The sequence below is a fragment of the Flavobacterium panacagri genome (assembly GCF_030378165.1).
Lineage (GTDB): Bacteria > Bacteroidota > Bacteroidia > Flavobacteriales > Flavobacteriaceae > Flavobacterium > Flavobacterium panacagri.
The window spans coordinates 1,564,361-1,590,195 of the sequence record NZ_CP119766.1; the positions used below are offsets into that span (position 1 = coordinate 1,564,361).

General features: G+C 32.9%; 25 protein-coding genes and 1 tRNA gene. 12 read left to right on the plus strand and 14 right to left on the minus strand.

Annotated elements, in window-relative coordinates:
- Positions 1-288 precede the first annotated feature (288 nt).
- The gene (locus tag P2W65_RS07105; protein WP_289664512.1) at positions 289-954 is read left to right on the plus strand and encodes an HAD family hydrolase; all 666 of its coding nucleotides are present in this window, start codon (positions 289-291) and stop codon (positions 952-954) included.
- 118 nt (positions 955-1,072) lie between these two features.
- On the opposite strand, the gene P2W65_RS07110 is transcribed toward P2W65_RS07105, so the two are convergent.
- Complete coding sequence (locus P2W65_RS07110; protein WP_289664514.1) at positions 1,073-1,864, minus strand: hypothetical protein; 792 nt, start codon at positions 1,862-1,864, stop codon at positions 1,073-1,075.
- A gap of 401 nt (positions 1,865-2,265) precedes the next feature.
- Complete coding sequence (locus tag P2W65_RS07115; protein WP_289664516.1) at positions 2,266-2,922, minus strand: 3-keto-disaccharide hydrolase; 657 nt, start codon at positions 2,920-2,922, stop codon at positions 2,266-2,268.
- Between the two features lie 270 nt (positions 2,923-3,192).
- Here P2W65_RS07115 and P2W65_RS07120 point away from each other — a divergent pair, with 270 nt between their 5' ends.
- Positions 3,193-3,762 carry a helix-turn-helix domain-containing protein gene (locus tag P2W65_RS07120; RefSeq protein ID WP_289664517.1) on the plus strand — a complete coding sequence of 190 codons (570 nt, stop codon included), beginning with the start codon at positions 3,193-3,195 and terminating at the stop codon, positions 3,760-3,762.
- Between the two features lie 120 nt (positions 3,763-3,882).
- Here the strand turns inward: P2W65_RS07120 and P2W65_RS07125 are convergent, their stop codons facing one another.
- A complete protein-coding gene (locus P2W65_RS07125; RefSeq protein ID WP_289664518.1) occupies positions 3,883-4,281 on the minus strand; it encodes a hypothetical protein in 399 nt (132 codons plus the stop codon).
- Positions 4,282-4,301: 20 nt separating this feature from the next.
- Positions 4,302-4,532, minus strand: a complete 231-nt coding sequence (locus P2W65_RS07130) for a helix-turn-helix domain-containing protein (protein ID WP_289664520.1) — start codon at positions 4,530-4,532, stop codon at positions 4,302-4,304.
- An 87-nt stretch (positions 4,533-4,619) separates the two neighbouring features.
- Here P2W65_RS07130 and P2W65_RS07135 point away from each other — a divergent pair, with 87 nt between their 5' ends.
- Entirely contained in the window at positions 4,620-4,853 is a 234-nt protein-coding gene (locus tag P2W65_RS07135; RefSeq protein WP_289664521.1) for a hypothetical protein, read from the plus strand.
- Positions 4,854-5,079: 226 nt separating this feature from the next.
- On the opposite strand, the gene P2W65_RS07140 is transcribed toward P2W65_RS07135, so the two are convergent.
- Positions 5,080-6,294 (minus strand): AbiH family protein, encoded by a 1,215-nt coding sequence (locus tag P2W65_RS07140; RefSeq protein WP_289664523.1) that lies wholly within the window; start codon positions 6,292-6,294, stop codon positions 5,080-5,082.
- Positions 6,295-6,494: 200 nt separating this feature from the next.
- Positions 6,495-6,576: transfer RNA gene (locus P2W65_RS07145), tRNA-Leu, on the minus strand.
- A 110-nt stretch (positions 6,577-6,686) separates the two neighbouring features.
- Between P2W65_RS07145 and P2W65_RS07150 the strand changes: the two genes are divergently transcribed.
- The 6 genes from P2W65_RS07150 (at position 6,687) to P2W65_RS07175 (ending at position 13,533) form a co-directional block, all read left to right on the plus strand.
- Positions 6,687-8,075: a dipeptidase gene (locus P2W65_RS07150; protein WP_289664524.1), complete on the plus strand. Its 1,389-nt coding sequence runs from the start codon at positions 6,687-6,689 to the stop codon at positions 8,073-8,075.
- A 370-nt stretch (positions 8,076-8,445) separates the two neighbouring features.
- Positions 8,446-9,543 carry a glycosyltransferase 61 family protein gene (locus tag P2W65_RS07155; RefSeq protein ID WP_289664526.1) on the plus strand — a complete coding sequence of 366 codons (1,098 nt, stop codon included), beginning with the start codon at positions 8,446-8,448 and terminating at the stop codon, positions 9,541-9,543.
- Between the two features lie 209 nt (positions 9,544-9,752).
- Positions 9,753-10,175 carry a toxin-antitoxin system YwqK family antitoxin gene (locus P2W65_RS07160; RefSeq protein ID WP_289664528.1) on the plus strand — a complete coding sequence of 141 codons (423 nt, stop codon included), beginning with the start codon at positions 9,753-9,755 and terminating at the stop codon, positions 10,173-10,175.
- Positions 10,176-10,220: 45 nt separating this feature from the next.
- Complete coding sequence (locus P2W65_RS07165) at positions 10,221-10,592, plus strand: BlaI/MecI/CopY family transcriptional regulator (protein ID WP_289664529.1); 372 nt, start codon at positions 10,221-10,223, stop codon at positions 10,590-10,592.
- A complete protein-coding gene (locus P2W65_RS07170) occupies positions 10,589-12,103 on the plus strand; it encodes a M56 family metallopeptidase (protein WP_289664531.1) in 1,515 nt (504 codons plus the stop codon). Before P2W65_RS07165 ends, P2W65_RS07170 begins: the two co-directional genes overlap by 4 nt.
- Positions 12,100-13,533 (plus strand): energy transducer TonB, encoded by a 1,434-nt coding sequence (locus P2W65_RS07175; RefSeq protein WP_289664533.1) that lies wholly within the window; start codon positions 12,100-12,102, stop codon positions 13,531-13,533. The genes P2W65_RS07170 and P2W65_RS07175 overlap by 4 nt, the downstream gene beginning before the upstream one ends.
- Positions 13,534-13,646: 113 nt before the next feature.
- On the opposite strand, the gene P2W65_RS07180 is transcribed toward P2W65_RS07175, so the two are convergent.
- Positions 13,647-15,011, minus strand: coding sequence for a saccharopine dehydrogenase family protein (locus P2W65_RS07180; protein WP_289664535.1), 1,365 nt, complete (start codon positions 15,009-15,011; stop codon positions 13,647-13,649).
- Between the two features lie 186 nt (positions 15,012-15,197).
- Here P2W65_RS07180 and P2W65_RS07185 point away from each other — a divergent pair, with 186 nt between their 5' ends.
- Positions 15,198-15,584, plus strand: a complete 387-nt coding sequence (locus P2W65_RS07185) for a DUF423 domain-containing protein (RefSeq protein WP_289664536.1) — start codon at positions 15,198-15,200, stop codon at positions 15,582-15,584.
- 300 nt (positions 15,585-15,884) lie between these two features.
- Positions 15,885-17,492 (plus strand): phosphoenolpyruvate carboxykinase (ATP), encoded by a 1,608-nt coding sequence (gene pckA / locus P2W65_RS07190; protein WP_289664537.1) that lies wholly within the window; start codon positions 15,885-15,887, stop codon positions 17,490-17,492.
- A 123-nt stretch (positions 17,493-17,615) separates the two neighbouring features.
- Here the strand turns inward: pckA and P2W65_RS07195 are convergent, their stop codons facing one another.
- Together P2W65_RS07195 and P2W65_RS07200 are read right to left on the minus strand one after the other, a co-directional pair.
- Positions 17,616-18,674 (minus strand): phytase, encoded by a 1,059-nt coding sequence (locus P2W65_RS07195; protein WP_289664538.1) that lies wholly within the window; start codon positions 18,672-18,674, stop codon positions 17,616-17,618.
- Between the two features lie 75 nt (positions 18,675-18,749).
- Complete coding sequence (locus P2W65_RS07200; RefSeq protein ID WP_289664539.1) at positions 18,750-21,560, minus strand: TonB-dependent receptor; 2,811 nt, start codon at positions 21,558-21,560, stop codon at positions 18,750-18,752.
- Between the two features lie 236 nt (positions 21,561-21,796).
- On the opposite strand from P2W65_RS07200, the gene P2W65_RS07205 reads away from it, so the two are divergent.
- Positions 21,797-22,897: a DUF4407 domain-containing protein gene (locus tag P2W65_RS07205; protein WP_289664541.1), complete on the plus strand. Its 1,101-nt coding sequence runs from the start codon at positions 21,797-21,799 to the stop codon at positions 22,895-22,897.
- A 138-nt stretch (positions 22,898-23,035) separates the two neighbouring features.
- On the opposite strand, the gene P2W65_RS07210 is transcribed toward P2W65_RS07205, so the two are convergent.
- From P2W65_RS07210 to P2W65_RS07230, 5 genes are all read right to left on the minus strand, one after another.
- Positions 23,036-23,752, minus strand: a complete 717-nt coding sequence (locus tag P2W65_RS07210) for a PH domain-containing protein (RefSeq protein WP_289664542.1) — start codon at positions 23,750-23,752, stop codon at positions 23,036-23,038.
- 110 nt (positions 23,753-23,862) lie between these two features.
- Entirely contained in the window at positions 23,863-24,231 is a 369-nt protein-coding gene (locus P2W65_RS07215; RefSeq protein WP_289664544.1) for an MmcQ/YjbR family DNA-binding protein, read from the minus strand.
- Between the two features lie 6 nt (positions 24,232-24,237).
- Entirely contained in the window at positions 24,238-24,588 is a 351-nt protein-coding gene (locus tag P2W65_RS07220; protein ID WP_289664545.1) for a DUF4260 domain-containing protein, read from the minus strand.
- Positions 24,585-24,986: a GNAT family N-acetyltransferase gene (locus P2W65_RS07225; RefSeq protein ID WP_289664546.1), complete on the minus strand. Its 402-nt coding sequence runs from the start codon at positions 24,984-24,986 to the stop codon at positions 24,585-24,587. Before P2W65_RS07225 ends, P2W65_RS07220 begins: the two co-directional genes overlap by 4 nt.
- Positions 24,987-25,038: 52 nt before the next feature.
- A complete protein-coding gene (locus P2W65_RS07230) occupies positions 25,039-25,833 on the minus strand; it encodes a cyclase family protein (RefSeq protein WP_289664548.1) in 795 nt (264 codons plus the stop codon).
- Positions 25,834-25,835: the final 2 nt, after the last annotated feature.

Consider the following 25,835-nt stretch of genomic DNA (forward strand, 5'->3'; position numbering starts at 1 on the left):
ATAGCCATCGGGAGCAGAGACGCAAAGTTTTATTTACTCTCGCAGATTTGGCAGATTATGCGGATTATTTATTTTCTTATTTTAAAAGTCAAATCTGCTCAATCTGCCAGATCTGCGAGAGACAAATCCTTTAAATCTTTTTAATCTGTGGCTTTAAAATAAAAACCCTGCGACTCTGCGAGATTCAAAAAAAATCTCAGCGAATCTCCGCGAAAAACCTTTGTGAATCTCTGTGTAATAACCACTTTATACGCTATCTTGCAACCGTTAAAACAACAAAACAAATATATGAGCCAGCAATGTGTAATTTTTGATATGGACGGTGTGATTTGCCACACCAATCCGCATCACGTAGTCGCTTTTGAGGAGTTTTTCAAAAAATATAATATTCCGTATACTCAGGAAGAATTCGAAGAACATATGTACGGAAAACACAATAGTTATATTATGACGCATTTCTTCAAACGTCCAATTGCGGGAGAAGAACTTCTAAAATTGGAAGACGAAAAAGAAGGAATGTTCCGTGAGATTTACAAAGACAAAGTCGAAACGATTCCATATTACATGGATTTTTTAAACGAATTAAAATCCCGCGGTTTTAAAACAGCTGTTGGAACATCGGCGCCTCGTGCTAATCTGGATTTGATTGCTAATTTCCTGAAACTTGGAGAAAAAATGGATTCTATGATGTCTAGTGAAGACGTTACATTTCATAAACCAAATCCAGAAGTGTATTTAAAATCGGCAGAAAGAGTTGGGGTTTCTCCATCTGATTGTGTGGTTTTTGAAGATTCATTTTCGGGTGTTACAGCAGGATTAAATGCCGGAATGAAGGTTGTTGGCGTTTTGAGCACACATACCAAAGAAGAACTTCCGCCATGCGATTTTTATATTAATGATTATAGTGAAGTGAATGTAGATAAGATTTTGGAGATATTAAATTCTAATAAATAAGTTCTAATATTAAAAATATTTTTGTTTCACGCAGATTCGGCAGATTTTAGCAGATTTAATTTAATAATATCTGCGCTTATCTGCTTAAATCATTTTAAATCTGCGTGGAAAATAACTTTTAATAATTCTCTTCTAGAAAAGCCATCCAGCCTTTTTCAAATTCTTCACGACTTACATTCAATGTTTTTTCGATGTTACCGAATGACGTAATCAGTTTAGGCAGAATATCTTTCCCCCATTTTTTGGTCATATATTCGATGATGGTATAACCAATATTATAAATCTGATTGCTTTGATTTAATTCTTCTAAAGTCAGGTTTTTGCTTTTGGCATATTTCACGCTCAGCGAATTGATTTCTTTAGCTTCAAAAATACTAATCGATTCCCAAAGCCAGCGCGGATATTCAGCTTTAAACTTTTTGTCAAATTCTCTTTCAAAAGTCAGCCGGTCTTGGGAAATGATTGTATCTTTTGCTTTATAAATTAAAATATTCAGCTGAACACAATGCGTAAATTCATGCAGGGCAGTTTTTAGCGGATCGTCTGGAAAAATAGAATTAAACCAATTCGTCCACACAAAATGAAACTCATTTGGCCCACGGCTTGTGCCTTTAGTATCTTCTTTTAAACCTGTAGCATCATTAAACTTGAATTGTGAGCCGTAAACAAAAACCTTTATCAAGTCGTGTTCTACATCTTTTAAATTTTCTCGTATTACAGAATAATTGTCTTCGAGATGTTTGCTGACTTTTTCAGCTTCGCTTTTATAAATGCCACTATAAGAAACAATAAAATGTTCCGATTTAAGAGTTCGTGTTTCCTGCTTAACAGTGAAATTTCGAACCGTTCTTGCGAAGTAAAAAATTGCAATAATTGCTAAAAAAATGACTAATAATCTGTATTTCTTCATGTTCTAAATGATTTTTGAAATTTAAAAACAAAATAAAATATGCAGATTTAGGTTTTTGGTATTTTAAAAATAAGAATATTTAAACATTAAAGCATTAAATAATTAAAGAAATTTCTGAATTGCCTTTTGTTTTTGCCACAGATTATCAGGATTAAAAGGATTTTTTCTCATTGTGTAACCGCAGAGTATTGTCATTTCGACGTAAGGAGAAATCGCACTAGAGATTCCATAAAGCATATCGTCAATCTTTGTCGACACCCGAGTGCGATTTCTCCTTACGTCGAAATGACAAGCTAGACAGATACGCTTTGTACAATAAGAGTGTTAAATGAATTGTCTTCTGCTTTAGCTGGAGGTTTAAAGGTGTAAAAAAAAGACTTTATCCCAAAAAATATAAAGTATTACTCTTTTGAAATACTTTTAATTCTAATGTTTTTAAAATCAATTGGCGAACGCTCATAATTCAAAGAAATTTTACCTTCAATGGTTGAAGCTTCCGTGCATTCATTTACTAATTTTCCGTTTAAATACTGCGTGATTTTTCCGTTGAAAGATTTAATAACTACAGAATTCCATTCACCAAACGGATTTTCATTGGCTAAAAACTTTGGAGAAACAACACTTGCGCCAGCTTCAACCAGTTTTCCGTTTACTTTTGCTGTTACCTGATCTAAAAATATAAAGTCGCCCGTAACGTTTTCTTTTATTTGAAACTGAATTCCTTTTGGCCAGATTTTATCCGATGCATCTAAGGGAATATTGTACATAACGCCACTGTTTTTCGTGCCTTTCATCTTGTATTTTTCTTCCATATTCCATCGGTATTCTAATGTAAGCTCAAAGTTTTTATAGCTTTTTTTGGTCATTAAGCAACCAAGATCTTCTCCGTACATACGAATCATTCCATCCTTAAATTCATATACTTTTGAGGGTTCCTGCTGTGCGGTATTTGATTTTGTAAAAGCATACCAGTCGTTCATTTCTAAGCTTTTCTGCTGAACAGCGCATGAGTTTAAAATGTAAAGAAGAATAACAACAAAAATTGATTTTTTGAACATAAGTATAAGTTTAAAGCAAAGCCGATTAATGCGATTGAAGATTTTTTTTAAAGTAAAATTAGTAATACGAACTAATATAAAAAACTGGCAATTCTGGCTTTTTTGTTTTTTATCAGAAAATAATGATTTAGAAAAAAAGACTTATTCTTCACCATTAAAATTAATGATATATTAGCGACATTATCAAATGTCGTAGAAATGCCGTAAGAAAACCGTTATCAAAACAGGCTTTTCGAAATAATTTTGGATTGAAATTTAAAAACATAAACCATGAGTTATATTGGCAAAAAAAATAGCGAAGCGAGAAAATTAAAAGGCTTTACACAAGAAGAACTGGCAGAATTGTCGAAAGTTAATTTGAGAACAATTCAAAGAATCGAAAACAGTAATAACGAACCACGTGGCAAAACGCTGGAATTAATTTGTGAAGTACTTCAAATTGATAAGGGAGAATTACAAGATTTAAAAACATCAGAAAATAATAGAATTGGAGCTTTTGTGGTCAACTCAATCTTTTTGATTCTTTTAAATCTTGCCATAACGCTTACGTTTAGTTATTTAGTGATGCCTGTAGAGGCTGATATTAATAGTAAATTCGGAGCGATTCTTTTAAGCTTTTTTATACCTTTTACCATCTTTTATTATACACAGAAAATGAAGGCCACCGAACGAATTTTTAAATTTGGAATTTGCTGGATGATATATCTTACGACCTTATTATATGCACAAGGTTTTCGTGGTGCGCTTGCTATTGGTTTTGGCTCATGGATCTTTTCTTGTATTTTAATCTATTTTGGTGTATTGTTTTATGGAAAGGTTTTGTTTAAATCAGAGAAATAAAAAATAAAAGACAATTTTTAAACTTCATTAAAGAATAAATGAATTGCCTCCTGCTTTAACTGGAGGTTTTTTTATGATTGAAATGTAAAAGGCTTTAGCGGAAATTTGAAGTATAAAAGCTTATTGATGTTTTACAAGATGTAAACAGGTGTTTCCTTCTTTATTTTCTTTTGTAATGATGTCAAAAATATATTCGCCTTCAGACTCATAACTTCTTTCTGAAGCACACCAGCTCCATTTTAAATCATGTATTCGGTTGCCATTTACAGTACCGCTTAAATCTTCATAAGGAAAACCGCTGTCAAATCTGAATTTTTTAAATTTGATAAAATCAGTTGTATCACCTTTTTTGAGATTTCCAATTAAAGTTTCTCCAATAATAAGCGAGTCGATATCTTTCCCTGTGTTATTGTAGAATTTTACTTGTACACCTTTAAAATTCACGAAACTGATTAAGACAATACCAATAATTATAATGATAATAAATGGTTCTATTAATCTTTTATTGAATTTTGACATTTGACTTAGCTTTTGACTTTTTACTTCGAAGAAAAATCAAGCAATTCTTTAGGTTCAATATCTAAAGCATTGGCGATTTTTATAAGGGTTTTTATTGTAGTATTTATTTTAGCTCTTTCTATTCTTCCTATTTGAGTTTTAGGAATATCACAATCATCAGCCAAAGCTTGTTGAGATAAACCTTTTTTTTCACGCAATTGACGAATGTGAATCCCAAGATTTGCAATAAAGATTTCTTCTGAAATATCCATATTTCAAAATTCTTAAGATTTATTTTTGGCGTGGTTACATTTATGTATCCAAAAGTATTATATTTGGAGTGTTCAAAAAATAAGATAATGGCTACAGAGTGTTTTTCTAAAGAAGTAGAAATTAGACTAAAAGTTTTTTTTAGTGATGTTGTGGATGTAAAAGATATGGCAAAGATGCTCCGACAGGTCAATTATGCTCTTTCGTTAAGTTCTATGAGAGGGTGCGAAACTCTGGATTCTGAGTTGTGCCATGTCGATGATAATTTTTACTGGCTCAACAGACTGGCAGAAGTGCTCGATCCTTATTTAGGTGTAGATTAAAAGAAATTGTGCTTAAAGCACGATCATTTCGACGAAAGGAGAAATTAAAGGCATATCAACAAATTCGAAAATTCCCTACAATTTTTTTCATTGTGTAACTATCGTTGGTATGCTGGAAATGCTCCTTTCGTCAAGGTGAATTATGAGTGTCTAATAAAGTCTGTCACTTTGAGAAAGAGGAAATCTTCGTAAGTGACTCTTGAATAAAAAAACTAATTTTATATTGTTAGTAAGGGATTACTGTGGTTTTAATTTCTCTTTTTATGTTTAAATTTAATTCTCTTTTTAATTCTTCTCCATTGATATCAGTAAAAATTAAAGTTTTACTTCGCATAAGTTCTTGGATATCCTTTTTTCCTCTGATATTAAGAAGATTTATTAAAAGACGAGATTTAGATGTTTCATTATGATGTATTACAATAATCTTCTTTGTTTTTGACTTCAGGTTAATTACAAAATCAAAAACTTCATTAATGTAATCTTCATCAGATTTATCTAAGGAATGACCCCAAAAGAAGAACAAGTAATTTTCTTGTTTTTCTTTTTCGTATTCTTTTATGAAGACATAATCTGTATTGCTATTAAGTTTTTGAAAGTATTTTGTAAAAGGTAAGAAAAATTTCTTGTCAATATTTTCGTCTAAAGGAATTTCATTAATACCTAAAACTATTTGGTTTTCTTTAGAGTTTATTTTGCCATGAAGAAAACTTGTAATATTTCCTTTGTTGTAAATTCTTTCAAAAGTTGGTGTGTAATTGAAAGTGTAATGTTTATCAATATTACTGAATAATTTCTTTTCAATTTTAATATTTAAGTTTTGATATAAAGGAAAAACGAATACTTCGAAATAATAATTAAAGATTAGTTTAAATTCGATTAATTGTTGGTTAAGATTTTTTGTTATTTTATCTAAATCGATGTCTATAAAATGATCGTATTTATTAATTAAAAAGTTAGAATTTAGTTTTATATAATAATATCCGTCAAATTCAATAATCTTAAATCTGTTTAAAACCTGAATTATTTCAATGTCATTATTGAATAATTTCATTTCATAAGTCATGTCATTATTAGGAAGTGACCCTTTTGAAAAAATATTCTTTTTAAGATAGTTTACCGAAGAAAAGAGAATTTTTAAAACGTATTCTATTTTCGTTTCAAAGTCAATCCAAGTTTCGATTTCAAATTCATCCTTGAAAAATTGGAACCATAAATTATGCTCAAGTGTTGTTTTTAGTTTGTTTAACTCTATTTGATCAATGTTAAATGGGGTGTAGTTTTTTGAAATTTGATTATAGTTACTGCTATTTGAAAAGATAGATTCAAAACTATAATCATTATTTTTTTCTATGTGCCTTAGTATTTTGATAAAATCATTATATGATGTCGGTAAGCCGATGTTTAAATCAAATCCATTACCTGTGATTAATATTTTTGGCATATTAGTAATTCTAAATTATGAATCTAAAGAAATTGTATTTAAATGTGTTGCTAAATCAAATTTAGGATAAAATTCTTTTAAAAAATAAAATAACCTGAATACTCTTTTATCTGTAAAAAAGAAAAAGTGAATAAACAGAAGTGAAGAAATGAGTAAAAACAAAAAAGCTTCTGAAAATCTATTCAGAAGCTTCTTAAAAGTGCGGATAATAGGACTCGAACCTACACGCCTTGCGGCACCAGATCCTAAGTCTGGCACGTCTACCAATTTCGCCATATCCGCGGTAATTGTGGGTGCAAAGATAGGCATACTTTTGAATTATCAAAGACTTTTTTGAAAATTTTTTTTAATTCTCTTTTTTGTACTTTTGGTTTTCTATAAAAATAATTTAAATGGAAAATATTAAGTCCTACGTTCAACAACATAAAGATCGGTTTATCAACGAATTGATCGAATTACTAAAGATTCCGTCGGTAAGTGCCGACACTGCATATTCTCAAGATGTTATCGACACAGCAGAGGCTGTAAAAGAAAGTTTATCAAAAGCAGGATGCGATTATGTCGAAACTTGCGACACTCCAGGTTACCCAATTATCTACGGAGAGAAAATTATAGATCCAAATCTTCCAACGGTTTTAGTTTACGGTCACTACGATGTTCAACCGCCAGATCCATTAGAATTATGGACTTCACCACCATTTGAACCCGTTATAAAAACTACAGATATTCATCCAGACGGTGCCATCTTCGCACGTGGCGCATGTGACGACAAAGGTCAGATGTACATGCACGTAAAAGCACTAGAATATATGGTGCAAACAAATAATTTGCCTTGCAACGTAAAATTTATGATCGAAGGCGAGGAAGAAGTAGGTTCGGCAAGTTTAGCTTGGTTCGTAGAACGCAATCAAGAAAAACTAAAAAACGACGTAATTTTGATTTCAGATACTGGAATGATTTCAAACCAACAACCATCAATCACAACAGGTTTAAGAGGTTTGAGTTATGTTGAAGTAGAAGTTACAGGGCCAAACCGCGATTTACATTCTGGTTTATACGGTGGAGCTGTAGCGAATCCAATTAATATTCTGGCAAAAATGATTGCTTCCCTTCATGACGAAAACAATCATATTACGATCCCGGGATTCTACGATAAAGTTCAGGAATTATCTGCAGAAGAAAGAGCCGAAATGGCAAAAGCGCCTTTCAGTCTAGAAAAATATAAAAATGCTTTAAACATTGCTGATGTTTATGGTGAAAAAGGGTATGTAACAAACGAACGCAACTCCATTCGTCCAACATTAGACGTAAACGGAATCTGGGGCGGTTATACTGGCGAAGGTGCTAAAACGGTTATTGCAAGTAAAGCTTTTGCTAAAATCTCGATGCGTTTGGTTCCAAATCAGGAATGGGAAGAGATTACAGAACTTTTCACTAAGCATTTTACAAGCATTGCTCCGGCTGGAGTTACCGTAAAAGTTACGCCTCATCACGGTGGTCAGGGTTATGTTACGCCAATTGACAGTATTGGTTATCAGGCAGCGAACAAAGCGTATACCGAAACATTTGGAGTTCCTGCAATTCCGGTTCGTTCTGGCGGAAGTATTCCGATTGTAGCTTTGTTTGAGAAAGAATTAAAAAGCAAAACCATCTTAATGGGATTTGGTTTAGACAGCGATGCAATTCACTCGCCAAATGAGCATTTCGGAATCTTTAATTACCTGAAAGGAATTGAGACTATTCCGTTGTTTTACAAGTATTTTGTGGAGCTTTCTAAGTAGTTTTTTTACCGCAAAGACCGCTAAGAATTTACGCAAAGTTCGCTAAGATTTTTTTAAAGAAAATTTATAAAGATCGCAAAGCTGTACCACATAGCTTTGCGATCTTTGCGTTTTAAGTGTAACCTTAAAATAAACCTTGCGTTCTTTGCGGTTAAATTTTTCTAAATATAAATCCGTTCAGAAATAAGCGGTTTTTTTGTCTTTTGATATTTGTATTTTATTATTGAAATTTTAATGTTGACTTTGTGTTTTGTTAATTAAATTAAGTTAAATTTGAAAATATTATTATCAATCCCCGCATAATATTATTTATAATTCTATTTTTTAAGTTTTTCTAATGTTATTTTAATATTGATTTTAATGTAGGCAAATGGACTTAGTTAAAAAAAAGGTCAAATTTTCTCCAATTGGATATATCCGATACCTGAAAGGATTGAAAAAATCTCATTTGATGTTTCGGGAGGGCAAAATTTTGGAAAGTCTTGCTGTAAAATCCTGGCAGATTGCTTCGGGAAAAACAACTATTTCTCCTAAGGCTTGCTTTCTAGATGGTCAATTGGAACGAATCACTGGCACCGCCTATACAGATGATCCACATACTGCTATGCATGGTGGCTTTGCGGTAGAACATGCACCAACATTTGCTTATAAGCTCAAGGAAGTCTGGATGGTGAATGGTTTTCTGTACAAAGGACTTCATAATTTCCGACTTCATCCTGCTTTTCAGCTTTCTAAAAAAATGAATTACTTTCCGCCTGCGATTATAGATACAGAAATAGATCATGCTGCTATTTACAGTACATCTGAAGGGAATCAATATTTTGGTCTTTGGCTCACTGATGATTGTGCCAATTACGCTTTGGCTCAGGCTGAAGGGATTCCTGTGACTTCTAATATTATTCCGTATTCACATATGCCGGAATATGAATCTTTTTTAGGAATGAATCCGTTTCGAACGAATGCCGTTCATATGAAAAATGCTGTTTTCTTTGATGATAATTGGGGAAATAATGATAGTAAACATCTTCGATTTACGGCAAACAGAAATAAAATATTGTCATTGTTTTCAGGAACTTCTCATCCTGGCGTTTTTATTTTACGCCGTAATTCGGGAATTTCACGTGTCATGTTGAACGAACTCGAAATTGCCGAAAAACTTCAAGAAAAATACGGCTTCAAAATTGTAGACGTTACTCAAAATACTGCTGCCGAAATACTTTCGGCCTGCGTTGGTGCTAAAATTCTTATCGGTATAGAAGGCAGTCATTTATTTCACGGTTTAATGGCGCTTGAAGCAGGTTCTTCTGTTTTAATTTTCCAGCCTCCAAATCGTTTCAGTGCTGTTATTAAAAATACTACAGATATGGAGAACATCAATTACAGTTTTGTAGTTGGAATTCCAAAAGACGACAATTTTTATATTGATTTTGAAGAGGTTGAAAGGACTTTGGGAATGCTTTCTTTTTAGAGGCTCAAAGAGGCAGAGTAGCAAAGTTGCAAAGGTTTTCTCTTTCTCAAAGTTTTAAACTTTGACAAAGATTAAGTGCATAAGAGAAGCCCTTTGTTTCTTTGAGCCTTTGTTACTCTGTTGCTTAAAGAAAAAAAAGCAGTTTTTTCTTGCCTGTTTGAAAATTAACTCTACATTTGTAGAATGTAATCTATAATTGTAGAGTTGAAATGATTAGAAAAATACTTTTTACAATAATCCTGCTTTCGGTTATTGGATGTAAATCAACACTTATTAATCAGAAAATTGATAAAAAGAAAGAGGGGAAATGGGTTGAGGTTTATGTTCAAGATAGTATTGAATACAAATCTGTCGAGTTTTACAAGAACAATCAGCCTGTTAGGAAGTGGAAGACTTTTATAAACGGGAAATTATACAAATCAGAGAAATATAAAAAAGGGATCTGTGTTGTAAAAAGTTATTACGAAAACGGAAAACTGGAATCAAAAGGAAAAACCAAATTAGAAGTAAACGAAACAGAATCGCATTGGTTTTATTTTGGAGAATGGAAATTTTACTCGGAGAAAGGAAAATTATTCCAGATTAGAAAGTACGAAAAAGGAGAGCTTATTTCTGAAAATCAAATAAAATAGAAATTCAGGGTCTTAAAATCGCAGCAACTTATAAAATTAAACAAAATGCAATTATCAAACGCAGAAGAACAATTAATGGAACATTTATGGAAGCTGGAAAAGGCTTTTATGAAAGATTTATTAGAAGCATATCCAGCGCCAAAACCAGCTACAACAACGGTAGCGACGCTTTTGAAACGAATGATCGACAAGAAATTTGTAGCATACAATGAATTTGGAAATTCACGTGAATATTATCCGTTAGTAAAAAAAACAGATTATTTTTCGAAACATGTGAAAGGACTTATTAGTAATTTCTTCAATAATTCGGCTTCACAGTTTGCTTCTTTTTTTACGACCGAAACTAATTTGTCGGCTTCAGAACTGGAAGATCTAAAGAAAATAATTGACTCGGAAATTCAAAAAAAGAAAAAATGATTGACTTTCTAATTAAATCGACAATTAGCCTCTGTATTCTGTTGGCTATGTATCATTTGTTTCTTGAAAAAGAAAGAATGTTTCGTTTTAACAGATATTTTTTACTGTTGAGTTTGTTGTTTTCGATGGTAGTTCCTTTTATATCTTTTGAAGTTCAAGGAGAGATTCCTGCAGTGTATAAAAATGTAATTCCGTTAGAAACAATAACAAATAAAGAGCTTCCGATTCAGGCAGAAATGACAAATGTCAAAACAGATTTACAAGTTAATTATTGGGTTTCTGTTTTAGAAGTAGCTTATATTGTAATTACATTGCTACTAAGTTTTCGATTTATTTATAACATTTATACGATAACACATAAAGCCAAAGAGTCTAAAATTATACTGCATCAGAATACAAGAATGGTTTTGCTTTCAGAAAATAATTTGCCTTATACTTTTTGGAATACTATTTATATCAGCCAGAAAGATTTTGAAAATCGGGAAATAGAACAAGAATTATTTACGCATGAAATTGCCCATGTAAAACAAAAACATACCATCGATGTGATTTTCATTGAAGTTTTGAAGATTATTTTTTGGTTCAATCCTGTTTTGAGTTTTTATAAAAAAGCAATTCAGCTCAATCATGAATTTTTAGCAGATGAAAACGTATTGTCCCAACATTCTAATGTCATTGTTTATCAAAATCTGTTATTAAATAAAACGAGTATTGTACTGCCTAATTTGTTAACGAGTAATTTAAATTTTTTAGCAACCAAAAAACGACTTATTATGATGACAAAAATCACATCAAAATCAAAAGCTGTAATGATAAAATCAGTGATCATTATAGTGTTTACGGGACTTATTGTTACTTTATGTGTTGACTTTTTTCCTTCTAAATTGTCAAAGTCACAAGAACTGCAAGATAAGAGAAGGGATTATATTTATTCAGGAACCAGAATAACGATTGATGATCAGATAGAGAATAATAAAATAAGTGAGATTTATGAAAATCTGGATAGAGCTACTAAAAGAAAATATTTAGGAGCCTATTCAACTCCATCTATTAGTAAACAAATGCCAAGTGAAAGTCAATTCGAAAAATGGAAAAATAACAGCCAATATATTATTTGGCTTAATAATAAAAGAATCCGTAATTCAGGTTTAAATGATCTAAAAAGAAATGAGATTGCTTATTTTTCTGATCAAAAAGTAAATTTGGAATTCGAAAAAACAAGTAAAGAAGCCAATACCTATTACTTATATACTCAAGAGTTTTTTAAAAAATATAGATTAGAAAAATTCCCTCAAAAATATGCCAAGAAAGAGTTTAAAACTACTTGGATAAAAGGACAGCCCACAGAAGAGCAAACGAGAATTACACGCGAAAAATTTCAAAAAAATCTGGAAACAGCTAAGGTTGAAATGTTGAATAATTCTCCTAAATATATAGCTCAGACATTCATGAAAAAAGCAAATAAAGATCAAAAAATAATTGGTTCGGAAATTCAAAAAAAGAAAAAATGATAGCCTTTTTTATAAAATCGACGATTGCATTAAGCGTTTTCCTGATTTTTTATCATTGGATATTGGAAAGGGAAAAAATGCATCAATTTAATAGATTCTTTTTACTTTTTTCAATTATAGTTTCGTTCGTGGTTCCTTTTATTTCATTTGAAATTATTAAAGAAGTTCCTGTGAATATATCAAGCCAAATCAGTATGGATGAGGCTACGGTTACTAAAATTCGAATTGAAGAGAAGATTGATTACATCTTGATTTTTTTATGGAGTTTGTATGGATTAGTCACATCTTTAATGACGATTAGATTTGGCAGCAATATTTGGAAAATCCTATCAAAATCAAATAGAAATCCAATTGTAAACTTTAAGAATTCAAAATTGGTTTTGATTGATGACAAAATCCTGCCTCATACTTTTTTGAATTATATTTTTGTCAACTCCGATGATTATAAAAACAGAAATATTGAAGCAGAATTGTATACACATGAATTGGTTCATGTAACTCAGAAACATACGCTGGATATTTTGTTTGTTGAGTTTTTAAAGACGATTTTTTGGTTTAACCCACTCTTTATCTTTTATAAAAAAGCAATGCAGCTTAATCATGAATTTCTTGCCGATCAGGAAATAGTGAAAGAATATAATGATGTTCCATTTTATCAAAATTTGCTTTTGCAAAAAGGAAGCGGCAATCAAACGATTTACTTGGCCAGTAATTTGAATTATTTAGTAACAAAAAAACGATTAATTATGATGACAAAAAGCACTTCAAAAAACGGGGCATTCTTCAGAAAAATTGCCGTTATTCCTGTATTTACGACTTTAATAGTTCTTTTATGTGTTAAAACTGTGGCACAGGAATCTAAAAAAGAAGTGAAATCGGTTGAGGTTACTACTGAAACGACTCCAGCTAAAACTGCTGTTGTTTCAAAGGATAAAAATAAAAACGTGATTCCGGAAAATAAAAATAAGGAATCGATGGCAAATCAAAATCGCACTGTTCCTTCGCCGTCTTCAAATGATGATGGGACAAACTCGACCGATGTTATTGTAGATCCAATAGAGGTAAAACCGGAGTTTCCAGGCGGAGTACTTGAATTCTATAAATTCATTGGTAAAAATTTTAAAATGCCAGAGGAAGCTTCAAAGAATAAAATTGACGGAAAGATATTCGTACAGTTTATAGTAGAAAAAGATGGTAGCTTATCTGAATTTAAAATTGTAAAAGATTTGGGTTACGGAATAGGTGAAGAAGCGATTAGAACTTTAAAACTTTCTCCAACATGGATTCCAGGTTCTCAAATGGGGCAGCCGGTTCGGGTTCTGTACAGTTTACCTATAACAATTCAAGCTGAAGAAACACCAAAAAAGTATAAGGTAGTAAAAGGGAGGTATCAGAAAATGGATTTCCCACCAACCATTTTTGGAAATTAAAAACCACCTAAATTATCTTTGAAATAAAAAAATCCGCTTCTTTTGCATCAAAGAAGCGGATAAAATTAAAAAACTAATTAAATAAAATTCTAAAAAAAAATGCAGCATCCAGACTAAAATAAATCTGGATTGTATCCAAAATACGGTACTTTTTGTTCGTTAAAAATAACTCCGTACTCTTCTAATTCTTTTAATATTGGTTCGTAAACTTCTTTTTTTATCGGAAGCTGAACTCCAGGTGTTGTAATTTTTCCGTTTAAGATTAACAGTGTCGCAATCGCAACCGGAAGTCCCACCGTTTTCGCCATTGCGGTATAGGTTTGGTCTTCGCCAATGCAGACCATTTTAGAATCGATTTGTTTCTTTTCGCCATTTAGTTCGTATCCGAATTTATGATACATGACAATCATATCTTTATCATCTGGTTCCAAAGCCCAACTGTCGGTTAGGATTTTTTGTAAAATTTGTGCTGGAGTGGCATTCGGAAGATTTACTTTTTTGTTTGGATTAAATAAATCGAGTTCCAAAAGTTTGTCCCACATGATATCGTCCTGATCGATTTTTAAGATCAATCTCGTTTTGATTTCTACTGAATCTGTTGGATGATAAGGAAGAAAAGAATTGATAAACTGACGGTAACTCATATTCTTAGAGCCTTCAATAACATAACTATCATCGGTCATTCCGAGTTGTACAAACATGTTCCAAGCTCTTGAAAAACCAACTCTTCGAATAGTTCCTCGATATAAAGTCAGAATATCATCTAAACCGTAAATCGATCTGTATTTAAGGGAATCACGGTTAGAATACGCTTCAAATTTTCCGTAGCCTTCTACTTCCAGAAATTCAGTTCTTCTAAATAAAGCGCTGTACGGAATGTATTTATAAGTGCCTTCCTGAATAAACTTTGCAGCTCCGCCTTGTCCGGCCAAAACTACATTTCTTGGTGCCCAAGTAAATTTATAATTCCACAAATTATTGTCAGATTCAGGCGCTACAAGTCCGCCGCAGAAAGATTCAAACAACAGCATTTTACCGCCTTTTGCTCTAATTTCGTCAATTACTTTCATGGCGCTCATGTGGTCGATTCCCGGATCAAGACCAATTTCGTTCATGAAAATCAGATTGTTTTTTATGGCTTCATCATTCAGAGCCTGCATCGCATCGCTGATATAAGAAGCAGTAACCAAATGTTTTTTAAATTCTAGACAGTCTTTTGCGATTTCGATATGCAAATGTGCCGGAAGCATCGAAATAATTATTGAAGCATTTTGAATTGCCGTTTTTCTTTCTTCAGCATTAAAAATATCTAAGGCAAGCGGAGTAGCATTTGGATGATTGTGCGTTTTCGCTTTCGCTAACTCCAATGAAAGATCGGCTACAGTTATATGCAGTTTTTCTTCATTAGATTTGGATAATAAATATCGAATCAATGACGAGGCAGATCTTCCTGCTCCAATTATTAAAACGTTTCTCATGTCTTAAATATTTAACACAAATATATTTAAATGTTACAAATATAACAATTTTAATTAAATAAAATTGAATATATTTTTCAATTTCAGAAAAAAATAATCTGATTTTGTTCTAAATAATGTTGGGTCGAAAGCGATTTTTTAGTTTGTTTGAAGTATTTTTGTTTCAAATTTCAAAAGATATAAATCATGAAAAGAAAACTTGTTCTTACTGGAGCTTTTATAGGAATGTTAGCTATTATTTTGGGTGCTTTTGGAGCTCATTTATTAAAAAAATATCTTTCAGTTGATCAATTAAATACTTTTGAAGTGGGTGTTCGTTACCAAATGTACCACGCTCTTTTTCTTTTCTTTTTATCTACACAAAAAGACATTGCCGAAAAAACAGTAAAATGGATCTATAATTTAGTAGTTGCTGGAGTTATTCTTTTTAGCGGTTCAATTTATTTAGTTGCTACAAAAGACTACACTTTGTTTTACTCTAAAATTATAGTATTCGCAACTCCAATAGGTGGTTTTCTATTAATTATTGGTTGGGCGCTATTATTCTTTACGATTTTGAAGCGAAAATCATAAAATCCCGAAAAAAAAATTCTGTCTAAGAATTAATCTTTAATTTTGTCTCATAAATAACATATAATCTTCATTATGTGAATTTTTTCTATTTTCTGTTGTAAAACGGAAATAATATAACAAATTCCGTCAGAAGGTTGTAAATAAGTAAATTAAAAGCGGTTATTTTTTTCTTTTTGTAAATTTTAAAGTGAAATTTTTCTTTTTTGATATAAATCAAAGTGAAATTTAATTATTTTAAGAGGAATAAGAATTAATCTGTAATTTTGCTTTAAACAAAAAACCACAACATAACTTAAATTTATGGACACTAATACAGTTTTCGCGCAATCGATTTCGTTAAAAGACTTAGGAATTGAAAATGCAAAAGTTCGTTACCAACTATCTGCAGATGAATTACATGCGATTACTTTGCAGTCAGGGCAAGGTGTCGAAAATTCTACCGGAGCGTTAGCAATTAATACAGGCGAATTTACAGGCCGTTCTCCACAGGATCGTTTTATCGTAAAAGACGATATTACAAAAGATCAAGTTTGGTGGGGAAATGTAAATATCCCGTTTGATCCTCTAGCTTTTGAAAAGCTATACAATAAAGTAACAGCATTTTTATCCAACAAAGAAGAAGTTTTTGTTCGTGATTCTTATGTATGCTCTGATGCAAATTACAGACTGAATGTTCGTGTTGTAACCGAAACAGCTTGGTCAAATTTGTTCTGTTACAATATGTTCTTAAGGCCAGAAGAATCGGAACTGGCTAATTTTACTCCAGAATGGACGGTAGTATGTGCTCCAAGTTTTATGGCAGATCCTGCTGTTGATGGAACACGTCAGTCTAATTTCGCAATTTTAGATTTTACTAAAAAAATCGCTTTAATTGGCGGAACAGGATATACAGGAGAAATGAAAAAGGGAATTTTCTCTGCTTTAAATTTTATCCTTCCAGTTTTCAAAAATACACTTCCAATGCACTGCAGCGCCAATGTTGGTGAAGATGGAGATACAGCAATTTTCTTCGGATTATCAGGAACTGGAAAAACAACTTTATCTGCTGATCCGGAACGTAAATTAATCGGAGATGATGAACACGGCTGGACAAACGAAAATACGGTTTTCAATTTCGAAGGCGGTTGTTATGCTAAAGTAATCAACTTAACAGAAGAAAATGAACCGGACATTTTTAGAGCAATCAAAAAAGGAGCTCTTTTAGAAAATGTGGTTTTCAAAGCAGGAACAAACGAAGTAGATTACGATGATGTTTCGATCACACAAAATACTCGTGTAAGTTACCCAATTACACATATCGATAATGTACAGCCAGGTTTGGTAGGACATAATCCTAAAAATATATTTTTCTTAACGGCTGATTCTTTCGGAATTCTGCCTCCAATTTCAAAATTAACTCCAGGCCAAGCGGCTTACCACTTTATTTCTGGATATACAGCGAAAGTTGCCGGAACAGAAGCAGGTGTAACAGAGCCACAGCCTAATTTCTCTGCTTGTTTTGGAGCACCATTTATGCCTTTACATCCAACGCGTTATGCTGAAATGTTGAGCAAAAAAATGAAAGATGCAGGCGTAAAAGTTTGGTTGATCAATACAGGATGGACAGGTGGCCCTTACGGAACAGGAAGCCGTATGAAACTAAAATATACTCGTGCTATGATTACTGCTGCTTTAAAAGGCGAATTAGACAATGTAGAGTATGTAGATCACAAAGTATTTGGATTAGCAAAACCACAATCTTGCCCTAATGTTCCAGAAGAGATTCTAAATCCTAGAAATACTTGGGAAGACAAAGATCTTTATGATAAAAAAGCGTTAGAATTAGCTCAGAAATTCAAAGCTAACTTCGCCAAATTTGAAGAGTTTGCAAATGCTGAAATCTTAGCAGGAGCACCAATTACAGAATAAAAGGAATTATTTAATTCAAAATAAAAAAGCTGTTCGTTAAGAACAGCTTTTTTTGTTTTGGCTCTCAGCCGCAGAAAAAAAATAAATTGAACACTGAAAACTGCGACTGAAAAACCTGAAAGTTTATTTTTTTGCTTCGTCGATGCGTTTTTGGATCAAATCCCAAGTGTAATAATGGAAAGTCATTCCGTTGCTCATGGCTACAAAAAGTCCGTTTTTGAATTTTGGCCCTAAGTTTACGCTTGTAGCATCGGCACCATCGCACTCGATTGTTGAAGTTGGAACTTCAGCTAACAATGGATGATTGTTTGGGTTTCCGTTTGCGCCTTCTCTAGGATAAACCATAAACGAATTTGCCTGCTGGTTAGACACCAAAATGTATCCTGTAGAATCTGTTTTTTTGTAAATCGCAATTCCTTCGTGATCTGCTTTGAAATCTTTTTGACCGAAGAAAGCCAATTCTTTATTATTATTTAAAGCTGGATCTGCTTTGTATTTTCTAATTCCAACTTGTTCGTCGCAGTAGTAAATAAAACCTAATTCGTTATCCACGGCAATCGCTTCAATTTCTTTCTTTCCGCTGTAAGTTCCGAATTTACGAACTACTTTTGCTGCAGCAAATTTTCCGTTTCCAGAAAGCTCATACTGCCATAAATAAGTTCCAGAAGGACCTGTTTTTCTTCCTACGATAGCAAAAATCTTTTGGTCGCTTGGACGTGTGTACAAAGAAATTCCCATTGGATCACGCTGTGCTTCTCCTTCAAAAACTTCGATTCCGCCGTTATCAATTGGTTCTAAATCGGGTAAACTGAAAATTCTGATTTTGTTGCTTTCACGTTCTGTAGTAACTGCAACGTCTACTTTTTTTCCGTCAATGATCAATCCGTAAGCGATATCCACATTGTTTGGACGTTTTAATGGGATTGATTTTTTAAGGATTTTTCCATTCAAATCAAAAGCGTACAAACCTCCGTCTGTGTCTTTATCTGTTCCTACAATAATACTTTTTGAAGCATCTGTAGGATTGATCCAAATAGAAGGATCGTCTGTATCGTGAGGTAAAGCTTCTGTAACTACAGTAGGTTTTACCGCATTTGGCTGCACTGGTGCTAATTTATCGTCTTTACAAGCTGTAAATGAAAGGCTTAAAAGTAAAAGAGCGACTAAAGATTTATTTTTCATTTTGTGTGATATATTTTAATGCAATTAGACAGAGCGCAAAACTCTGTCTAATTTAAGAATTTTTAAAATCGTAGCTTACAAGTCTAATTTCAATCCGAAATTGTAACGAGCTTGGTAATATTCAGCTTGTTTTGTATGTGCAGCAACTCCTTGGTAGTAACGTAACGGTTGGTTTGTTAAGTTATTAGCTTCAGCAAAAAGGCGAAGTTTTGGAGTAATTTTATAAGAAGCATTTGCATCTAAGAAAAACTGCTTGTCATAATAACTGTCTTTGTAAGACTCAGAACCTAATTCATCTAAATAATCAGATGTAAAGTTTGTTGAGATTCTTGCAGAGAAACGTTTGTTTTCCCAAGATAAAGATCCGTTAAACATGTGAGGTGTTGTTCCCGGAAGGCTGATGTCGTTTCTTTCATTTCCGTCTTCGTCAGCAATTCCTCTAGCTTTAGACTGTGTATAAGTATAGTTCAAATAGATACCGAAACCTTTTAAGAATTTTCCTGGCAAGAAATCTAACTGACGCTGGAAAGCAACTTCAAATCCGTAAACATCCACTTTGTCTCCGTTTCTTGATTGTAAAAATGACCAGTTTTCTCCCGCTGGAATTGGGTTGGACTGATTAGGAAAATCTGCAGCAAATTTTGCATCAGTATATTGATTGTCGCTGTAGTTGTAAATGAAATCATTTAATCTTTTGTAGAAAACACCTCCAGAAATCAAACCAACAGATTTGAAATAGTTCTCTGCCATGAAATCATAGTTATATGAATACGTTGCATCAAGATCTGGATTACCAGCTGTAATTTCTTTATCAGCAGCAATGTTATTTACATAAGGAGCCAATGCATAGTAGTTTGGTCTTGCTAAAGCCGTTGTAGCTGCAGCTCTTAAAACTAAATCTTTTGTTGCGTTGTATTGGAATGAAATACTTGGCAATACATTTGTGTATGAGTTGGTATTGTTGATTTTACTTTCTAATTCTTCTTCATCTAATACACGGTTTCCTGTGTAATCAATATGAGTATTTTCAACACGAACTCCCATTACCATAGAAAGTTTATCGTTAAAATCCTGATCCCATCTTACGTAAGCAGCAGTAATTCTTTCTTTAGCGTTATAGTTTACCGCTAAATATTCAGCTGGATCAGTTTCTTTTTCGAATAAAGTAGAATTGTTTAAATCTAAACTTCCTAAATAGTTTGCAGAAGCAAAAGTTCCTGGCACATATTTACTTCCTGGATTAAAATCTTTTCCATCATAATAACTTGTTGGAACTTGTGATAATAATTCCATATCATCATTTAATGGAGTATAAGAATAGAACATATTGTTTCTTTCTTTCTCTTTTAAACGAAGTCTAAGACCAGTTCTCAATCTTCCTTTTTCTCCTGAAATTACAGAGAATGGAAAACGGATGTTTACTTTAGCTCCAAATTCACTTTCGCTAGTTTCGTCTGTGTTTTCAGTAACCGAATCAAATGCAAATTCGTCTGTAGATTCCCCAGCAGTTGTCAATAAAGGAAATCTTGGGTTAGATAAATCCTGAAACATCTCTAAACCTTTTTGACGGTATTCGATGTAACGCTCACCCGGACGGTATTCTCTAGCTTTTGCATAGTTGGCAGACCAGTCTAAATCTAAAGTAGAATTGATTAAGTGTTCTCCACGAAGAGAATAATTCTGCACTCTTTGATCTTCTAATCTTCTGTTTTTGTTACGGCTGTTATCTACACCACCTTTAGATTGACGTTTTACACGACCTTCAAATCCTGTAATAGTTTCTCCGTCATAAATAGCTTCGATATCATCGTAAGTCGTTCTGAAACGGTTTTCTCTATCATCTCTCCAGTTGTAGATTGCATTAGCAAAAATCGTATTGTTTTCGTTGAATTTATAATCCAAAGCAATAGATCCACTGCGGCGAATACGCTGTACGTCATATTTTCTGATTTCAGCTGCTTGTAAATAATCATTTCCAAATTCATCTCTAACCCATTCGTTTTCGATGTTATCCGAACCGTAATCTACATTGTTGTAAGAACCGCTCACTACAACTCCTAATTTATTGTCGATAAAACGATTACCATAAACAAAACCAGCAGTGTAAGAAGCGTGGTCACGAATTGGTAAATATCCTCCAGCAAGAGTTGCAGAAATTCTTTCTCCGTTTGGCGTTGCTCTTGTAATTAAGTTTACAGAACCTCCAATTGCATCTGCATCCATATCAGGAGTAAGAGTTTTGTTTACCTCAATTGTAGAAATCATATCAGATGGGATTAAGTCCATTTGTACGTTTCTGTTGTCTCCTTCGGCAGATGGAATACGGTCACCATTTAAAGTAACAGAGTTTAAAGACGGAGCCAAACCTCTAATGATAATGTTACGAGCTTCACCTTGGTCATTCTGCATTGTGATACCAGGAACACGTTTCAAAGCGTCTCCTACGTTAGCGTCTGGGAAACGTCCCATTTGATCAGAAGAAATTACGTTTCCGATATTTTTGTTGTTCTTCTGCTGATTCAGTGCTTTTGCCTGACCTTTTAAGATGTCTCCGACAATAACTTCTTTCAATTCATTTTCAGAAGCTTTAAGAGCAAAATCAATTACATTGTTTTTTCCTTGCTCTACTTTTATTTCTTGAGTTAAAGTAGTATATCCAATATATTTTACTTCAACTTGATAAGTTCCTTCGTTAATATTCAATAATTCAAAACGACCGTTATAATCTGAAACGGTGTATTTTTTCTCGCCTACAATTTGAACCATAGCTCCAGGAAGAGGCAGTTTGTCATCGGCATCTAATATCTTTCCAGATATAATCGCTTTCTGAGCAAAACCTGTAAAGGCTAATAAAAAGAATGCTGTTAATAGATAAAATTTTTTCATTGTGTGTGTTTGGTTTTATTTTGGTTGCGAAGCTAGAACCCTATTATTACTAAACCCTTGAAAAAAAATTAACATAGTGTTATGATTAACCTCGTTGTGTTAAGATTTATTAATCTTTAAATAACATGAAAGCTTCAAATAATTGATTTCCAGCGAAAAGAAAAATGATATTTTGATTGTAATTGAAAATTTGGCGTTAAATTTGCCGTATCATCATTAATCAAAAATCATCAATCATGTTAAAACAATTTTTTATCCTATGTTCAGGAGTCGACCGTGATCTCTTGAAAGACTGCTCAGAAGGCGAACAAACCAAATATGTTGGAATTGGAGCCACCGTTTTCTTTACAGCAGTTATGGCTTTCTTAGCCAGCGCTTATGCACTTTTTACCGTTTTCGATTCTATTTATCCCGCTTTAATTTTTGGATTTGTATGGAGTTTGTTGATTTTCAATTTAGACCGATTCATCGTTTCTACTATTAAAAAAAGAGATCGTTTTCTAGATGAATTTCTACAGGCAACACCTCGTATTATATTGGCGGTTATTATTGCGATTGTTATTTCGAAACCTTTGGAAATTAAAATTTTCGAAAAAGAAATCAATACTGTTCTATTGAAAGAGAAAAATGAAATGGAATTGGCCAATAAAAAACAAATTGGGACTTATTTCAAAACAGATTTAGATAAAAATAAGGCCGAAATTGCTGCTCTAAAAGCTGACATTGTAAAGAAAGAAAAGGAAGTAAACGATTTGTATTCGGTTTATATTACCGAAGCCGAAGGAACTACCGGAACTAAGAAATTAGGAAAAGGACCAGTTTATAAAGAAAAACGCGAAAAACACGATGCCGCTTTAAAAGAATTCGAAACGCTGAAAAAGACAAACGAAGCCAAAATTGCCGAAAAAGAGAAAGCAGGCGTACAGCTTCAAGCTGATCTAGATAAAAAAGTTTCGCAGACTCAGCCTATTATTGAGGGTTTCGACGGATTAATGGCACGTATTAATGCCTTGAACAAACTACCTTGGCTTCCGTCATTTTTCATTATGCTGTTGTTTTTAGCAATAGAAACTTCGCCGATTATCGCTAAATTATTAGCTCCAAAAGGAGAATTCGATTTCAAGCAGGAAGAAGCCGAAACCGCAATGAAAGCGACTTTGGAACAAAATAAATACCAACGCGAATTATTAGTGAAAACCAGTGCAGAAATGCATGATAGAGTATACGCTGATATTGCAGAAGATAAAGGATTATTTGATTTACAGCGAAAGAATGCAAAAGAGTTATTGGAATTGCAATCACATAAATTTGTAGAAAAACAGAAAGCGACTTTGTAAATAAGTACAAAGTGCAAAGTTTTTAAGCACAAAGTTATAAATGGAAAGCCCGAAATAGATATTCTATTTCGGGCTTATTTTTATTTTAGACAAAGCTGATAAAACTTTGTACTCTGTACTTTGAACTTTGTACTAAGATTACATATAACTTAAAATTTCTTTTTTGTAAGCATCATATTCTCCCTGCATGATTAAACCATTATCAAGAAGTTTTTTGTAGTTCTGTAATTTGTCGAAAAGTTCTTCTTTAGATAAATCACTTAATCTGCGTTCTCCAGCCGGTTGTGTTGGCTGCGTTGGAAGTGGCTCGTAAGTTTCTGTAACAACAGGAGCTGCAGGTAAGATTTCAGCAAAACTTGTTACTTCTTCTGTTTCTATTTCTTCAACTTCTTCAGCTTCTTCTTCCTCTTCGTATACTGGCTCAACAACTTCCTGAACAGGAGTTGCAGTATTAACAGGATTTTTTAATAAATCCAATTGTTCTTTAGCGTAAGTATAAATTTTTCTAGCTTGAATTTTCGGGATATAATCGATAGTAACCGCTAAATCTGTTTTGGTGCCAAATGAAAATTCAGAACCCAAGATATTTTCTTTTACAAAAGTACTTGCTATATCGTCCCAAGCATAATCTGTAAAATCCATTGAAAGACCTAAGTTTTTAGGTTCACAGATAATGATACGTTTGTTTGTTACTACAATACTGTCAGGGAAAACAGTAATTGCAGGTTTTTTTTGTACTGCGATATAACCAATTTCTTCACCTTTCATCAATAAATCTGTAAGTTTAGAAGTGATTTTTTCAATCGCTTTTGGATCTTGTTCTTCGTTCAGAAATTTTTTAAATTGTTCTTTCATGATGCTATAAATTGCTAATTTGCAAACGGATTCGGGTTTTTAAGTTTTGATTTTACCATGCAAATGTAATGCCTAATTTTCTAATTGCTCCGCCAGTTCGGTAAAAAATTTTACCTCGAGTCAATAATTTCATTCTGAATTTTCTTTGTCAAACTTTTGAAAACCAAATCATACGAATGATCAATCAATTCCTTGACAAATTTTACAGGTAAATTTCCGTTTAAAGCAATCGTATTCCAATGCACTTTACTCATATGAAATCCAAGTTGTATTTCGTCATATTCTGCTCTGAGTTCCTGTGCGCGGTCGGGATCGCATTTTAAATTGACCGACTGTTCGCTTTTTTCCCATTGGGATAAAGAAGATAAAGCAAACATTTTTCCGCCTACTTTAAAAACCAAAGTGTCTTCATCAAAAGGAAAATGCTCGCTAGCCCCTTTTTTCGATAGACAATATTCGTAAAACGTTTCTAAATTCATAACTGTTTATTTTCCAATTTCACCTAAATGCGTGTATTTAAAACCTTTTTCATATTTCAATCCGTAACCGAAAATTCGATCCATTGCTGAATGCGAAAATAAAATAATTCCTATTAATTGAATACTTTCCATACTTAAATAACATCCGATGCCATAAATTACAAGTGCAATTCCTTTGTGATGACATAGATTGTATAAAAATGCACCGGTTTTATTGCCAAAAGCATATCCAATCATAGACAAATCGGGAGCTAAAATTAGAACTAGAAACCACCACCAATCATAACTTAAACGATTAAAAAGAAATATTCCGAGAACAAATAAAGCAACTTCCTCAAGTTTTAAGACTGTTTTCATTTGATTATTTTTTCCATCATCTTTTCAGGATGATTCAGTTTTGTAAATCCGAATTTTTCATATAAAAAGTGAGCATCAGTTGTCGCCAATCGCCAGATTTTGACTTCTTGTAATTGTGGTTCCTTCATCATTGTTTCAATTAGAATTGACGAATAGCCTTTTCCGCGATGTTCTTTATCAATAAAAACATCCATTAAATAGGCAAAAACGACATAATCGGTAATCACACGTGCAAAGCCAATTTGTTTGTCATCTAAATAAATTCCAAAACAAACCGAAGCATCAATGGTGCGCTGGACTTCTTCAATAGTTCGTCCGGCAGCCCAATAAATATCTTTTAGGAAGTTTTGTATAAACGGAACGTCGAGTTTGGTTTTATCTGTTGAAACAGTAATCATTTTAATTTTAGATTTTAGAGTTCAGATATTAGATTTTTTGCAGTAGAGTAATCTAAAATCTACAATCTGTAATTTTATATAGAATTGGTTTTGATGGGCTTGCGTCGTTTTCAAAAGAAGCGATTTGAAGATTTAGGATGTAATTTCCATCTTCGATATCGTCTGGGACATAAATCATTTCCGTAATTGTAGCATTTAATCTTGCGTCAGGATTTAGATTTACTGTATCTTTTACATTCCAAAATGCTTTATGTGCCAATAATTTGCCTTCATCATGTTCTTTGTCCACACTTGGCAAATCAATCAATAAATGCTGAATTTCGCTTTCGCGGATGAAAATCGCAGCTTCTTCAGACAAATACGGCGGATTGGTATTCGAATATTTTCTCGACTTTTTTTCCTTTTGATTTGGAAGAGTTCTTATAATTAAAGCCTCGTTTGTCACGCTAGGCGTACTCGAAGTATTTGTCACATTGAGCGAAGTCGAAATGCTTTCTTTCGTAATCACAAAATCATCCCCAATTTTTTCAGGTTCAACTGTAATCAATCTAGCAAAAAAGAAAAACTGTTTAAGCGATTGATTGATGCTGTAAAAATCATTTGTAATATGTCCTAGACATTCCGTGTGCGTTCCATGCCCATGCGGATTGAAGAAAATATTATTGAAATTGGTAGATGATTTTCCTTCCGAAACTTTTCCAATCCAATCGCCAAAAACTACAGGTTCAATTACTGGTTTTTCAATATACCAAGCAATTGGATTTTCATCGGTATTAGTTAATGGAATAGAGATATCAATGGGTTTTGATAAGTCGATATGATATTTATTGTCAATAATTGCAATCATTT

Bases quoted from the DNA above. Each gene is read 5' to 3' on its own strand.
- P2W65_RS07150 (WP_289664524.1), top strand. From the start codon at position 6,687: ATGGAAAATATTAAGTCCTACGTTCAACAACATAAAGATCGGTTTATC.
- P2W65_RS07140 (WP_289664523.1), bottom strand. From the start codon at position 6,294: ATGCCAAAAATATTAATCACAGGTAATGGATTTGATTTAAACATCGGC.
- P2W65_RS07115 (WP_289664516.1), bottom strand. From the start codon at position 2,922: ATGTTCAAAAAATCAATTTTTGTTGTTATTCTTCTTTACATTTTAAAC.
- P2W65_RS07200 (WP_289664539.1), bottom strand. From the start codon at position 21,560: ATGAAAAAATTTTATCTATTAACAGCATTCTTTTTATTAGCCTTTACA.
- P2W65_RS07225 (WP_289664546.1), bottom strand. From the start codon at position 24,986: ATGATTACTGTTTCAACAGATAAAACCAAACTCGACGTTCCGTTTATA.
- P2W65_RS07175 (WP_289664533.1), top strand. From the start codon at position 12,100: ATGATAGCCTTTTTTATAAAATCGACGATTGCATTAAGCGTTTTCCTG.
- P2W65_RS07170 (WP_289664531.1), top strand. From the start codon at position 10,589: ATGATTGACTTTCTAATTAAATCGACAATTAGCCTCTGTATTCTGTTG.
- P2W65_RS07215 (WP_289664544.1), bottom strand. From the start codon at position 24,231: ATGAATTTAGAAACGTTTTACGAATATTGTCTATCGAAAAAAGGGGCT.
- P2W65_RS07210 (WP_289664542.1), bottom strand. From the start codon at position 23,752: ATGAAAGAACAATTTAAAAAATTTCTGAACGAAGAACAAGATCCAAAA.
- P2W65_RS07180 (WP_289664535.1), bottom strand. From the start codon at position 15,011: ATGAGAAACGTTTTAATAATTGGAGCAGGAAGATCTGCCTCGTCATTG.
- P2W65_RS07105 (WP_289664512.1), top strand. From the start codon at position 289: ATGAGCCAGCAATGTGTAATTTTTGATATGGACGGTGTGATTTGCCAC.
- P2W65_RS07220 (WP_289664545.1), bottom strand. From the start codon at position 24,588: ATGAAAACAGTCTTAAAACTTGAGGAAGTTGCTTTATTTGTTCTCGGA.
- pckA (WP_289664537.1), top strand. From the start codon at position 15,885: ATGGACACTAATACAGTTTTCGCGCAATCGATTTCGTTAAAAGACTTA.
- P2W65_RS07110 (WP_289664514.1), bottom strand. From the start codon at position 1,864: ATGAAGAAATACAGATTATTAGTCATTTTTTTAGCAATTATTGCAATT.
- P2W65_RS07125 (WP_289664518.1), bottom strand. From the start codon at position 4,281: ATGTCAAAATTCAATAAAAGATTAATAGAACCATTTATTATCATTATA.
- P2W65_RS07130 (WP_289664520.1), bottom strand. From the start codon at position 4,532: ATGGATATTTCAGAAGAAATCTTTATTGCAAATCTTGGGATTCACATT.
- P2W65_RS07165 (WP_289664529.1), top strand. From the start codon at position 10,221: ATGCAATTATCAAACGCAGAAGAACAATTAATGGAACATTTATGGAAG.
- P2W65_RS07160 (WP_289664528.1), top strand. From the start codon at position 9,753: ATGATTAGAAAAATACTTTTTACAATAATCCTGCTTTCGGTTATTGGA.
- P2W65_RS07195 (WP_289664538.1), bottom strand. From the start codon at position 18,674: ATGAAAAATAAATCTTTAGTCGCTCTTTTACTTTTAAGCCTTTCATTT.
- P2W65_RS07205 (WP_289664541.1), top strand. From the start codon at position 21,797: ATGTTAAAACAATTTTTTATCCTATGTTCAGGAGTCGACCGTGATCTC.
- P2W65_RS07135 (WP_289664521.1), top strand. From the start codon at position 4,620: ATGGCTACAGAGTGTTTTTCTAAAGAAGTAGAAATTAGACTAAAAGTT.
- P2W65_RS07185 (WP_289664536.1), top strand. From the start codon at position 15,198: ATGAAAAGAAAACTTGTTCTTACTGGAGCTTTTATAGGAATGTTAGCT.
- P2W65_RS07120 (WP_289664517.1), top strand. From the start codon at position 3,193: ATGAGTTATATTGGCAAAAAAAATAGCGAAGCGAGAAAATTAAAAGGC.
- P2W65_RS07155 (WP_289664526.1), top strand. From the start codon at position 8,446: ATGGACTTAGTTAAAAAAAAGGTCAAATTTTCTCCAATTGGATATATC.
- P2W65_RS07230 (WP_289664548.1), bottom strand. From the start codon at position 25,833: ATGATTGCAATTATTGACAATAAATATCATATCGACTTATCAAAACCC.